This window comes from Methylobacterium oryzae (assembly GCF_021398735.1).
In the GTDB taxonomy this organism is placed as follows: Bacteria; Pseudomonadota; Alphaproteobacteria; order Rhizobiales; family Beijerinckiaceae; genus Methylobacterium.
The window spans coordinates 5,452,677-5,465,011 of the sequence record NZ_CP090349.1; the positions used below are offsets into that span (position 1 = coordinate 5,452,677).

General features: G+C 72.9%; 14 protein-coding genes. 9 read left to right on the forward strand and 5 right to left on the reverse strand.

Annotation, left to right across the window (positions count from 1 at the left end):
- Positions 1 to 46: 46 nt before the first annotated feature.
- The 7 genes from LXM90_RS26030 to LXM90_RS26060 all read left to right on the forward strand — a co-directional run bounded on the left by LXM90_RS26030 (position 47) and on the right by LXM90_RS26060 (position 6,440).
- Positions 47 to 1,303, forward strand: coding sequence for a transglycosylase SLT domain-containing protein (locus LXM90_RS26030; protein WP_043712477.1), 1,257 nt, complete (start codon positions 47 to 49; stop codon positions 1,301 to 1,303).
- A 308-nt stretch (positions 1,304 to 1,611) separates the two neighbouring features.
- On the forward strand, positions 1,612 to 1,848 hold the full coding sequence (locus LXM90_RS26035; RefSeq protein WP_020092591.1) for a DUF6894 family protein: 237 nt from the start codon (positions 1,612 to 1,614) through the stop codon (positions 1,846 to 1,848).
- Between the two features lie 141 nt (positions 1,849 to 1,989).
- Positions 1,990 to 3,051: an MBL fold metallo-hydrolase gene (locus LXM90_RS26040; RefSeq protein WP_020092592.1), complete on the forward strand. Its 1,062-nt coding sequence runs from the start codon at positions 1,990 to 1,992 to the stop codon at positions 3,049 to 3,051.
- A 153-nt stretch (positions 3,052 to 3,204) separates the two neighbouring features.
- Entirely contained in the window at positions 3,205 to 4,824 is a 1,620-nt protein-coding gene (locus LXM90_RS26045; RefSeq protein WP_020092593.1) for an ABC transporter substrate-binding protein, read from the forward strand.
- 98 nt (positions 4,825 to 4,922) lie between these two features.
- On the forward strand, positions 4,923 to 5,168 hold the full coding sequence (locus LXM90_RS26050; RefSeq protein WP_020092594.1) for a hypothetical protein: 246 nt from the start codon (positions 4,923 to 4,925) through the stop codon (positions 5,166 to 5,168).
- A 194-nt stretch (positions 5,169 to 5,362) separates the two neighbouring features.
- A complete protein-coding gene (locus LXM90_RS26055; protein ID WP_020092595.1) occupies positions 5,363 to 5,776 on the forward strand; it encodes a histidine kinase in 414 nt (137 codons plus the stop codon).
- A 349-nt stretch (positions 5,777 to 6,125) separates the two neighbouring features.
- On the forward strand, positions 6,126 to 6,440 hold the full coding sequence (locus tag LXM90_RS26060) for a hypothetical protein (protein WP_020092596.1): 315 nt from the start codon (positions 6,126 to 6,128) through the stop codon (positions 6,438 to 6,440).
- Between the two features lie 58 nt (positions 6,441 to 6,498).
- Here the strand turns inward: LXM90_RS26060 and pcaD are convergent, their stop codons facing one another.
- Together pcaD and LXM90_RS26070 are read right to left on the reverse strand one after the other, a co-directional pair.
- A complete protein-coding gene (pcaD, locus tag LXM90_RS26065; protein WP_020092597.1) occupies positions 6,499 to 7,296 on the reverse strand; it encodes a 3-oxoadipate enol-lactonase in 798 nt (265 codons plus the stop codon).
- An 89-nt stretch (positions 7,297 to 7,385) separates the two neighbouring features.
- Positions 7,386 to 7,658, reverse strand: coding sequence for a DUF2061 domain-containing protein (locus LXM90_RS26070; protein ID WP_020092598.1), 273 nt, complete (start codon positions 7,656 to 7,658; stop codon positions 7,386 to 7,388).
- Between the two features lie 206 nt (positions 7,659 to 7,864).
- Here LXM90_RS26070 and LXM90_RS26075 point away from each other — a divergent pair, with 206 nt between their 5' ends.
- Complete coding sequence (locus LXM90_RS26075; protein ID WP_026604840.1) at positions 7,865 to 8,134, forward strand: hypothetical protein; 270 nt, start codon at positions 7,865 to 7,867, stop codon at positions 8,132 to 8,134.
- Here LXM90_RS26075 and LXM90_RS26080 read toward each other — a convergent pair.
- A complete protein-coding gene (locus LXM90_RS26080) occupies positions 8,121 to 8,501 on the reverse strand; it encodes a hypothetical protein (RefSeq protein ID WP_020092600.1) in 381 nt (126 codons plus the stop codon). The two genes, LXM90_RS26075 and LXM90_RS26080, sit on opposite strands and share 14 nt — an antisense overlap.
- Positions 8,502 to 8,614: 113 nt before the next feature.
- On the opposite strand from LXM90_RS26080, the gene LXM90_RS26085 reads away from it, so the two are divergent.
- Complete coding sequence (locus tag LXM90_RS26085) at positions 8,615 to 9,043, forward strand: DUF1810 domain-containing protein (RefSeq protein ID WP_020092601.1); 429 nt, start codon at positions 8,615 to 8,617, stop codon at positions 9,041 to 9,043.
- 4 nt (positions 9,044 to 9,047) lie between these two features.
- Here LXM90_RS26085 and LXM90_RS26090 read toward each other — a convergent pair whose 3' ends face one another.
- The gene (locus LXM90_RS26090; RefSeq protein WP_020092602.1) at positions 9,048 to 11,507 is read right to left on the reverse strand and encodes a PBP1A family penicillin-binding protein; all 2,460 of its coding nucleotides are present in this window, start codon (positions 11,505 to 11,507) and stop codon (positions 9,048 to 9,050) included.
- A 160-nt stretch (positions 11,508 to 11,667) separates the two neighbouring features.
- Complete coding sequence (locus LXM90_RS26095) at positions 11,668 to 12,330, reverse strand: HdeD family acid-resistance protein (RefSeq protein WP_020092603.1); 663 nt, start codon at positions 12,328 to 12,330, stop codon at positions 11,668 to 11,670.
- Between the last annotated feature and the right edge of the window lie 5 nt (positions 12,331 to 12,335).

Consider the following 12,335-nt stretch of genomic DNA (forward strand, 5'->3'; position numbering starts at 1 on the left):
GTCAGAGCCGGGCGGACGCAAGGACCGATCTAGAAGAGGACCGATGATGGGGGTTTTCCCGGAGCCGGCGCGTTGCGCCGACGACGTGAACCGACTCGTGCCGCAGACCCTGACCGGCACGGGGCATTTCGAGGATGAAGCCGTGGCGTGGCTGCCGCGGGCCGGTCGCGACGCAGGGCGCCGGTCACTTCGCCGCACCGGCCTCGGCCGGATCTCCGGGACGCTGGCCCTCGGGCTCGTCGCCGGGTTCGGCCTGCCGCAGGCCGCCTTCGCGCCCGCCTACTTCGCGCCGGCTGCCCAGGCCCACGACCGGGTCGACACCAGCCCGCGCGCCGCTCAGGAACTCGCTCAACGCGCGTTCGAGCCCGCGGTTCCCGCCGAGGCGCCCGCGGCATCGGCAGACGCACCGGCACCGGCACCGGCACCGGCGAAGGATGCCTGGAACGGCCTGCCCTTGCCGGAGCAGGAGCCCGCCACCACGGCCCTGATTCAGGACGACCTCGCGGCCCTGCCGCGGGTGACGCAGGAGCAGGACGCGGTCAAGTTCGGCGAGCGCAGCGTGCCGCGCAAGGTGGTCGACACGATCGTCAAGGCCTCTGACGAGGCCGGCGTCGATCCCGTCTACATGATGGCGCTGGCCGACAAGGAATCGAGCTTCGACACCGCGGCGAAGGCCGCGACTTCCTCGGCGCAGGGCCTGTTCCAGTTCGTTGCCCGCACCTGGCTGGAGATGATCCGCGATTACGGCGCGCGCTACGGGCTCGCCGAGGAAGCCGCCGCCGTGAAGGGCCGGGGCGCCGCGATCACCGTGACGGGCAGCATGCGCGCCCGGGTGCTCGGCCTGCGCAACGACCCGCGCGTCGCCGCCCTGATGGCGGCCGAGCTGATCAAGCGCGACCGCGACCGGATCGAGGCCCGGGTCGGGCGCGCGCTCACCACGACCGAGCTGTACCTCGCCCATTTCCTCGGCACCGCGAGCGCCGGGCGCTTCCTGTCGCTCTCTTCCGAGAAGCCCGACGAGGTCGCCGGCCGCGAGTTTCGCACCGCGGCGCGGGCCAATCGCGGCCTGTTCACCGAGAAGACGGGCGGCAAGCGCCGCAGCCTGACCGTGTCCGAGCTGCACGACCGGATCGACGGCATGATCGACCGGCGGCTGACCCGCTATCAGGGCGTGGCGGCGGTCGCCGAGGCGCTCGACAGGGCGCCGGCTCAGAGCGACGTCGCCGCCACCGAGGAGACGGTTCCGGTGGCCGGCAACCGCCGCGTCGAGGTGACGGAGGCGCTGCCGCCGGACGGCGTGTGAGAACCGGATCGCGGCGCCGGCCCGCCTGAGCGGGCCGGCTCGCGGCATCGGCCCGAAGAATCCGGCCCGCCGGATCCGTCGGACGGGCGGCTCTCCCGGCCGCGGCCGCCGAGGAAGCCTCCCGCGCCGGGCCGCGCCGGCCCGCGGCGTCCCGAAGCGCCGGGGCGGGTCGGGCGCGGCGCAGCGAGGCCGGAAGCGGCTTTCGCCCGACCGTCGAGCGGCCTCAAAGCTCGGCTTTTAAGGCACTGTTAACCATAGCAAGACCAATCCTATCGGCAGACTACTTCTCTTAGAGATGCTTGGCGCCGATGCCCCGCTACTTCATCGACCTGCACGACGGCTCCCAGCCGATCCACGATGAGGTCGGATTCGACCTGCCGGACCTTCCGGCGGCCCGCGCCAAGGTCACCCGGATCATGTCGGCGATCGCCCGCGACATGCTGCCGGAGGTCGAGCGCCAGGATTACGTGGCCTGCGTCCGCGACGGCGTCGGCAAGGTGGTCTACCGGGCGCGCCTGTCCCTCGCTGCCGAGATGGTGGAGTGAGCCGGCGCGCTCCGGCCGCCTGATGCGTCCCTGCAGACGTCGCTGAGCGACGTCCCTGAGACGGCGCCGAAACCGCCCTGAGGCTCCCCGCCGCGCCGCGGCAGTGCTTGACCGGCCCCCGGTTCCGGCCATCTCGGACCCATGAAACGGCGCAGCCTGCTCACGGTCGCGAGTGCGGCCACGGTCATGACGCTCGGCGGCGTCGGCTACGCCGCGCACCGGCGCGGCCGGAACCCGTACTACCGCGGCCCGACCTCCGACCATTTCGACGGGTTGCGGTTCTTCCTGCCCGGTCAGTCCACCGACAAGGCGCTCCCCGACGTGCTGCGCTGGCAGGCCAAGCGGCAGCGCGAGCCCTGGCCCAAGAGCTTCCCCAGCCCCTACCCGGCCGACCGGCCGCCCGAGCGCGTCGAGGGCCTGCGGGTCGTGCTGATCGGCCACGCGAGCTACCTCGTGCAGGTCGCCGGCCGGAACATCCTGATCGACCCGGTCTTCGCCAAGCGCGCGAGCCCGGTCCGCTTCGCCGGGCCGAAGCGCGTCAACCCGCCGGGCATCGCCTTCGCCGACCTGCCGCCGATCGACGCGATCCTGGTCACCCACAACCACTACGACCATCTCGACGGGCCGAGCCTCGCCCGGCTCTGGCAGGCGCACCAGCCGCTGATCGTAGCGCCGCTGGGCAACGACACGATCCTGCGCGGCTACGACGACACGATGCATGTCGAGACCCGCGACTGGGGACAGTCGGTCGATCTCGGCGACGGGCTGCAGGTCCATCTGACGCCCGCGAACCACTGGTCGGCCCGGGGCGTCAACGACCGGCGCATGGCGCTGTGGTGCGCCTTCGTGATCACCTCGCCCCGCGGCGTGCACTACCATGTCGGCGACACCGGTTTCGGCGACGGCGCCCTCTTCTCCGACGTGCGGGCGCGGTTCGGGCCGCCGCGCCTCGCGACGCTGCCGATCGGCGCCTACGAGCCGCGCTGGTTCATGCAGGCGCAGCACGTCGACCCGGCCGAGGCGGTGAAGGTCTTCGGCCTGCTCGGCGCCGAGCAGGCGCTGGGCCACCACTGGGGCACGTTCCAGCTCACCGACGAGGGCGTCGAGCGCCCCGCCGAGGCGCTGGCGGCGGCCCTCGGCGGGGCCGGCATCCCGGCCGAGCGCTTCGTCGCCCTGAGGCCCGGCCAGGTCTGGGAGGCCTGACCCCCGGGCTATCCGGGGAACGCCGGCGGCCATTGGGCACGATGCGTGCATCATTCTGTATGCAGCATGGGGTGGAGGCCCGGGCCGCGCCGCCGCGGGCCCGAGGGCAGGTGCCGTTCCCTGCGGCGCCCGCGCCTTCAGCCGAGAGACACGATGAACCCGATCAAGCCGACACGCCGATCCCTGATGGCCGGGGGCGTCGCCCTGGCGGCGCTGGGGGCGGCGGGCCGCGCCGGCGCGCAGGGCGCGGCCCCCGGCACCCTGACCTACGGCATCTCCATGACCGACCTGCCGCTCACGACCGGCCAGCCGGACCGGGGCGCGGGCGGCTACCAGTTCACCGGACTGACCCTCTACGATCCCCTGGTCGCCTGGGAACTCGACGTCGCCGACCGGCCGGGCAAGATGGTGCCCGGCCTCGCCACCGCCTGGGAGGCCGACCCGGCCGACCCCAAGGTCTGGACCTTCCACCTGCGGGAGGGCGTGGCCTTCCACGACGGGTCGGCCTTCGATGCCGACGCGGTGATCTGGAACTTCGACAAGGTGCTGAACAAGGAGGCGCCGCATTTCGACCAGCGGCAGGCGTCCCAGGTCCGCCCGCGCCTGCCCGGCGTCGCGAGCTACCGGAAGGTCGACGCCAAGACCGTCCAGGTCGTTACCAAGACGCCCGACAGCCTGTTCCCCTACCAGATGCTCTGGTTCCTGATCTCGTCGCCGGCGCAGTACGAGAAGGTCGGGAAGGACTGGGCGAAGTTCGCCTTCGAGCCCTCGGGGACCGGGCCGTTCCGGATGGGGCAGCTGGTGCCGCGGGTGCGCCTCGAGCTGCTGCCGAACATCGGCTACTGGAACCCGAAGCGGGTCCCGAAGCTCGCGAAGCTGACCCTCGCCTGCGTGCCCGAGGACCTCGCCCGGGTGAACGCGCTCCTGTCCGGCAGCGTCGACCTGATCGAGACGCCCGCGCCCGACGCGGTGCCGCGCCTGAAGGCCGCCGGCATGCGGGTCGTGGGCAACGAGACGCCCCATGTCTGGAACTACCACCTGTCGATCGTGGAGGGCTCGCCCTGGCGCGACCTGCGCCTGCGCAAGGCCGCCAACCTCGCCATCGACCGCGCGGGCGTCGTCGAGCTGATGGGCGGCCTCGCCCAGCCCGCCGTCGGTCAGGTCCAGGAATCGAGCCCGTGGTTCGGCAAGCCGGGCTTCAAGATCCGGACCGACGTCGAGGCGGCGCGCAAGCTCGTCGAGGAGGCCGGCTACTCGGTGAAGAACCCCGTGAAGGCCACGGTCCTGATCCCGACCGGCGGCACCGGGCAGATGCTGTCGCTCCCGATCAACGAGTTCGTCCAGCAGAGCTGGGCCGAGATCGGCATCCAGGTGGCGTTCAAGACCGTGGAGCTGGAGGTGGCCTACACGGCGTGGCGCCAGGGCGCCGCGGATCCGAGCCTCAAGGGCGTCAGCGCCGGCAACATCGCCTACGTCACCTCCGACCCGTTCTACGCGATCCTGCGCTTCTACGATTCGCGGCAGATCGCGCCGAACGGCGTGAACTGGAGCCACTACCGCAACCCCGAGGTCGACGCCCTCTGCGACAAGGTGAAGGCGAGCCTCGACGTGGCCGAGCAGAACCGGCTGCTCGCGCGCATCCACGAAATCGTCGTCGACGATGCCGTGCAGGTCTGGGTCGTTCACGACACCAATCCGCACGCATTGTCGTCGCGGGTGAAGAACTACGTCCAGGCGCAGCACTGGTTTCAGGACCTGGCGACGCTGGCCTGATCAGCCCGGATCTGTGTCGGCTCCGGGAAGAACGGGAGAACATCGGGAACGATCGGCGCGAGGACGGGTTGGACTCCGAACGCACGAAGGAGAGTCCCATGAAGACCCTGCTTGCCGGCGCCGTCCTGGCCGCCTCCCTGACGAGCGTCGTCCCCGCTGCGGCGCAGCGAATCGATATCGGTCCCGACGGGCCGAGCGTCGACCTGCGCTCCAGCGCCCAGCGGGATCGCGACTTCCGCCGCGAAGAGTATCGGCGCGACCGCGCCTATGACGAGGATCGTCTCTACCGACGCCAGCGGTTCGACGACGACCGCCCGGTGACGCGGCGCGGCTACGGATACTGAATCACCGCGCGAATCGCCTGTCGGCGATTGTGCGCTCTCTTCGGGGGTCGGCTCGCGCCGGCCCCTTTTTCTATGCCGCGTCTCCGAAGCGCGGCCCGGGACAGCACGCAACCCACAGGGTCGAATTTCGCACTTGCGGCACGGTGAGTCGGAGATTAGGAAGATCGAGCATCAAATTTCGGGAGCATCTGGCAATGACCTCACGTTTCATCAGTGGCTTCGCGGCGGTCACCCTCGCGGTGTGCGGCCTCTCCGCTCCGGCCGCTTTCGCCAAGCCGATGAGCGGAACGAGCGCCGTCAAGATGATCGACACCGACAACGACGGCACCGTCGACATGAAGGAAGTGGAGGCGGTGGCCTCGGCGACCTTCGACCGTCTCGAGAAGGACGCCGACGGCACCCTCGACGCCAAGGAGCTGAAGGGCCGCCTGAGCGCCTCCGGCGTGAAGCAGGCCGATCCGGACAGCGACGGCACGCTCGACAAGAAGGAGTACCTCGCGGCCGTCGGCGAGCGCTTCAAGCTGGCCGACCCGGACAACGACGGCACCCTCGACGCCAAGGAGCTGAACTCCAAGGCCGGCAAGGCTCTCCTGGCCCTCATCAAGTAAAACCGTCCGCGCGCTCCTGATGGAGCGTGGATGAGCGAGGCCTCCGCGGCGCTGACCGCGGGGGCCTTGCTGCGTTCATGGCGACCCTGAACCTTCGCCCGGACGCGCCGATCCATGGGGCCTGCACGTAAAAGTTGTGGATCGCGGCGATTGTTCTGCGGGCTCCGGCCGCTCCCGCGCCGGCGGAACATCCGACACCCCGTCCGACACCCCGTCCGACACTCAGTACGACACCCAGTCCGGCCGCCGCCGCGGCTGCGACGCTCGACCGCTCGCCGGGCGCGATCGGAGGGAGTTGACGGTCCGCAACCTGTAGGTGCACCCTCGAGGTGGTTGAGGGATCAAGACGATGCGGAACGGCTCACCAGAGGACGACGGCAACGCGAGACGCCGCGCGAGACCGGTCGCGCTGACCGAGGGACCGCACGGCGCGGCGGCGGCGGACGGACGCGACCGGATTGCCGAGAGCCGGCCGGAGCGCGCGGACGCGGAGCCGACGGCAACGCTCGGCGATCTCGGCGACGCCCTGCTCGCGGCCTATCGGCTGGCCGAGCAGGACGGCGACGCGCTGACCGTGTCGCTGCTCGGGCAGGCGCTGCTGCGGACCGGGCGGCGCTTGGCGCGCGGGATGTCGCCCGCCGATGTCGGGATCGCCTGCCACTGAAGCGGCGCGCGGTCCCGGACGCTCGGGCGACTGACGGGACGGCGCCGCCGCGGCCCGCCTACGCGCCCGGCGCGGCGCGGTCGAGGAAGGCGCGCAGGTAGCCGCCGACCGCCTCGGCGCGCTCGACGGCGAGCAGGTGCGCCGCCCGGGGCAGCACGACGAGTTCGGCCTGGGCGATGCCGCCGCAGATCTCCTCGGCCATGGCCGGGGGCGTCGAGGGATCGTCGCGGCCGGCGATCACCAGGGTCGGCGCGGTGATGGCTCCGAGCGCCGGACGGAGATCCATGCGCCCGATCGCCCCGCAGCACACCGCGTAGCCGGCCGGATCGCAGGCCAGGAATCGCTCGCGGACAGCCCGCACCGTCTCGGGGGCGCGCTCCGCGAAACCCGGCGTGAACCAGCGCCCCAGCGTCGCCTCGACCACGGCCGCCGTCCCCTGGGCGCGCACGGTCGCGGCGCGCTCGTCCCAGCTCTGCAGGCTCGGCAGGAAGGCCGCCGTCGCCATCAGGGTGGCGCTGAGCGCGCGTCCGGGATCGGCGCTCGCCAGCGCCTGCACGGTCATCCCGCCGAGCGAGAGGCCGACGAGATGGGCGCGTCCGATGCTGAGGGCGTCCAGAAGGCCCGCGAGATCGCCGGCCAGATCCGCGATCGCGACCGGCCGGTCGCGCGTCTCCGACCCGCCGTGGCCGCGCGTGTCGTAGCGCAGCGTCCGGTAACGCCCCGTCAGCGCGGGCACCAGCGCGTCCCACATCTCCAGGGTCGCCCCCAGCGAGTTCGAGAAAGCGACGACCGGGGCGTCCTCCGGGCCCGCGAGGTGGTAGCGGAGGCCGAGTCCTCCGACGGTGATCTGCGGCATGCGGCTCTCTCCGGTTCGGGCTCTCGAGGATGTCAGGCCGCCGGGCGGCGGGGCGGAGCTGGCGGGCAACGCGGCCTCCCGGACGGATCTCAGGCGCGACCGAGGGGAATCAGGCCCCAGCCGCGCTCGTGGAGGTAGTACAGCACGGTCTTGGTCACGGTCTCGGTCGAGGCGATCGAGCCGGCGACCAGCACGCTGCCGGTGAACAGGTAGGACAGCAGCAGTGTGTCGAGGCTCCCGACGACGCGCCAGCTCACGGCCTTGGCGATCGAGCGGAGGCGGCTCTCCCCGGCCGGGGGCGCGCGCGTCCGTGCGGGCTCGGGTGCGCGGGCATCGCGGGTTGGGACGTCGTCGGCGGGCATGCGGGCTCCCTGCGGTCGATCCGAAACGCGCGCGGTGGCGCGGTCCATTATGGGGCGGCGCACCGGATGCTGCCCCGCCGGATCGCCCGGCGCGCGGATGACGATGCCGCGAGCCCCGCGCTCCGGAGGAGCGTCTTCAACATGGGTCAATGCGCCGGCGGCCGAAACGCTCGACAAGAGTGGTGCGAGCACAGCGGAGACCGGGGATGCACGAGCCTGCGATGGGCGACGCCGCGATCCAACCGGCGGAGTTCTGGGACACGGTCGGCGGCCTCGTGACCGCCAAGGTCGAGCCGGTGATCGGCCGAGCCGACAAGCAGCGTGGTCCCCTCATCGACTACCTGCGCGACCTGGAGGCCCTGGCGCGGCGCCAGTGCTCCAGCCGCGAGACGGTCCAGATCATCGCCTCGGGCCGGCGGCTCCTCGGAGACCGGAGCGAGATCGGGCCGTCGGACGGACCGTTCACCCGCGCCTGAGCCGGGCACCCGGCGGAGCCGCCCGCGCCATCCGCGACCGGACCAGATAGATCGCGGCCGCGACCGCCCAGGCCGCGCAGGTCGGCGCCACCCACTGCTGCAGATTCGGCAGGGACCAGCCGTACAGGAACTCGGCGCCGAGATGCGCCTGAACGGCGTCCCAGCCCGCGTGTTTGAGGACGTGTTCCCGCTGCCCGGCCTCGCGGCCGTAATAGTAGGTCGAGACCACGAGCGCCGCGACGCCTTCCGGTCGGGGACTGCGCAGCAGGATCAGAACGGCCGCCATTCCGGCGGTCTCGGGGATCGCCGTCAGGGCGTGGCTCATCGCCGGGTTCGCGACCATGAAGGCGACGAGCGTTGCGAGCATGGGCGGCGCTTACACCAATCCCGGCGCGGCGTCAGCGGCACTCCGGACCCGCGCCTGCATCCCCGCGGGCGCCGCGCGGTTGACGGTGCGGGACCGGAACAACGGAGCCGCGCATGAGCGACACCTACGACCTCGGCCGCTTCGTCGCCGCGCAGGAGGGCGTCTACGGGCGCGCCCTGGCGGAGTTGCAGGCCGGCGACAAGCGCAGCCACTGGATGTGGTTCATCTTCCCGCAGATCGCCGGGCTCGGCGCGAGCCCGATGGCGCAGCGCTACGCCATCGGGTCTCTCGCGGAGGCGCAGGCCTACGCGGCGCACCCGGTGCTCGGCGCGCGCCTGCGCGCCTGCACGGCGGCCGTCAACGCCGTCGCCGGGCGCTCGGCCCACGCGATCTTCGGCTCGCCCGACGATCTGAAGTTCCGCTCCAGCATGACGCTGTTCGCCCGCGCCGTGCCGGGCGAGCCGGTCTTCGCCGACGCGCTGGCGCGCTACTTCGACGGCGTCCCCGACCCGCGGACGCTGGCGAAGCTCGGGGCAGGCTAGCGCCTCACCGGCCCCACAGCCCGACCCGCTCGGCGCGCGCCTGCTCCTCCGCGCCCAGGAGGTCCGGCGGGGCGTCCTCGGAGGCGCGGGCGCCGCCCGCGGCCAGGATCAGCCCGGCGAGGTCGTCGCCCTCGATGCGGCAGCGGGCCGTGGCCCCGTCGGACAGGCCGGTGCAGACCACCTCGCGGCGGCGCAGGTAGCTGGCGAGCTGGCGGGCGAGATGGCCGCGCTCGCCGACCACGCCGAGGAGGCGCACGACCCGCCCGCGCAGGTTGAGGGTGCCGGTATCGATCACCTCCGGCACGCCGCGGACCTCGCCGGCCACGACGGGTTCGGCCGCGGGCGCGGCGGCGGCCCGGGCCGGCTCGGCCCGCTCCGCCGAGAGGCGGGCCTTGCCCTTCGCGAGCTTCTCGGCGGCCCGCTGGACGAAGTCGTGGAAGATCCCGGCCGGCATCTCGCCGCCGAACATGCGGTTCATCGGGCTGTCGTCGTCGTTGCCGACCCAGATCCCGACCACGAGGTCGGGGGTCATGCCGACGAACCACGCGTCGCGGAAATCCTGGCTCGTGCCGGTCTTGCCGCCGATGATCTGGCCGGGCACCCGCGCGGCGCGGCCGGTGCCGGATTCCACCACCGCCTGCAGCGAGTCGAGCATCATGGTGCGCGGCTCCTGCGCCAGCATCGGGCCCGGGGCCGCGTCGGCGCGGACGTAGAGCGGCTGCGGCGCGGCCCCGCGGATCGCCTGGATGCCGTAGGACTGGAGCGGGGTGCGCCCGGACAGGACCGAGCCGTAGGCGCGGGTCATCTCCAGGAGGCTCACGGCGCCCGAGCCGAGGACGAGGCTCGGCACGTTGGGCAGGTCCGACTGGATCCCGAGCTTGCGGGCGGTGGCGATCACCGCCGGGATGCCGACATCCTGCCCGAGCTGGGCCGCCACGGTGTTGATCGACAGCGCGAAGGCGGTCCGCAGGGGCACGGGCCCCCGGTAGCGGCCGTCGTCGTTCTCGGGCTGCCAGTCGCCGATCTGGACCGGGCGGTCGACCATCACGGATTCCGGCGTGTAGCCCTTCTCGTAGGCCGTCAGGTAGGCGAGGAGCTTGAACAGGGAGCCGGGCTGGCGCTTGGCCTGGACGGCGCGGTTGAACTGGCTGTCCTCGTAGTCGCGGCCGCCGACCATGGCGAGGATCGCGCCCTCCTTCGACAGCACCACCATGGCGGCCTGGCCGACCTTGCGGCGGGCGCCGTCCTTGTCGAGGCGGCGGGCCACGACGCCCTCGGCGAGGCTCTGCAGGTCGAGGTTGAGGGTCGAGCGCACCGTCATGTCGCCGTCGGTGCCGGCGAGGCGCTTCACGTCGCCCGCGATCATGTCGAGGAAGTAGTTGGTGCCGGGCGGCGCCTCGGGGGGCGATTTCAGGGTCACGCTCTGCTTGCGCGCGGCGTCGGCCTCGGCCTGCGAGATCGCGCCGGTCTCGACCATGGCCTGGAGCACCACGTCGGCGCGCTCCTTGGCGCCCCCGAGGTTGCGGGTCGGGGCGAGCTGCGATGGCGCCCGCACCAGACCGGCCAGCATCGCCGATTCCGGCAGGTTCAGCGCCTTGGCGGGCTTGCCGAAGTAGCGCCGCGCCGCCGCGTCCGCCCCGTAGGCGCCGGCGCCGAAATACGCGGAGTCGAGGTAGCCGAGCAGGATCGCGTCCTTGCTCATGGTCGACTCGACCCGCAGCGCCAGGAAGGCTTCCTGCACCTTCCGCCAGAGCGTCTTCTCCTGGTTGAGGGAGGTCAGGCGGACATATTGCTGGGTGATGGTCGAGCCGCCCTCGCGCACGCCGCCGCCGCGGAGATTGCGCCACGCCGCCCGGGCGAGGCCGCGCAGGTCGATGCCCCAGTGGCTGTAGAAGCGGCGGTCCTCGATCGCTACGATCGCCTGGGCGAGGTGCGGCGGCAGGTCGGCCGCGGTGAGCTTCTGGCCGCGGAAGCTGCCGCGGGTGGCGAAGACCCGGCCGTCGTCGGCCTCGACGGTGATCGCCCGCTGGCCGGTCTCGACCACGGCGCCGCCCAGCCGCGGCAGGCTCACGAAGGCCGCGAACAGGTAGATCGCCAGCGCCAGGGCCGGCAGCAGGACCACCAGGGCGGCGGCGAGCAGGGCCGGGTGCCGGCGGCCGAGGATCGGCCGGGAACGCCGGTTCAGGGCGCGCGCGTCCGTCTCCTCGACGGCGGGCGGGCGCTCCGCCGGTGCCCGTCGCGCCCGCGCCGCGCGCTCCGCCGCGCGCGCCGACAGGGCCCGGCCGGTCCGCGCGAGGCCGAGCCCGGCCGCGGCAAGGAGGGTCCGGAGATGGCGCGCGAGGTCGCGCGCGGCCCGCCCGGCCTCCCGGGCGGCGAGCCGCGGGTCCGGGGCGTCGGCGGCAGGGTCCGGCTTCGGCGGTTTCGGCCCGTCGGCCGGGGCGCGTTCCGGCGCGTCGGGCGTCATCGTGGTGCGTGTTCCGGGACCGGCCGATCCGGCCGACCGAGCCTTCTAAGCCGCATCCGTCGCGGTGTCCCGCAGCCGTTGGGTCGCGGGACGGGCGGCGCGTCGATCGCGCCGCCACCGTGTGGATCGGGCCACGGGGCACGATCCGGTCCCGGCCGGCTCACCGGCCGAGCGGCGCTCCCGGACCGACGGCGCCGTGCTGGGCGCGCAGCTTGAAGGCCAGGATCAGCAGGAGGATGCCGAAGGCGAAGGTGTAGGAGCCGATCCACCACGTCAGCACCAGGGCCGACATGCCCGGGTTGATGAGCAGCGCGAGGCCGAACAGGATCGACACCACGCCGCCGAGGCCCAGCCACCAGCGCCCGTAATGGAGGTGCAGGCGGAAGGCGGCGGCGATCATCAGGCCGCCGGTGACCAGCGCCCACGCGGCGAGCAGCAGCACGAATGCCCAGACGGCCGCAGCCGGCACCAGCACCGCAGCGACGCCCACCACGATGTCGACGAGGCCCTCGACCAGCATGAAGCCCCAGCGCTCGTGGCGCTGCGCGGCCCGGACCGCGCCGACGACGGCGACGACGCCGTCGACGAGCATGTAGGCGGCGAAGAACAGGACCAGGGACAGCACGAAGGCGCCCGGCGCGATGAACGCGATCGCCCCGAACAGGACCGCGATGACGCCGCGCAGGGCGACGAGCCACCAGTTCCGCGCCAGGGCCGCACTCATGGCGTCGAGGCGCGCCGCGCCGACGAGCGGGATGCCGGTGGGGGTGGTCGCGGGGCCGGAACCGGGGCGGTTCGGCGTCGGGGATGGGCTGCTGGTCATGGCGA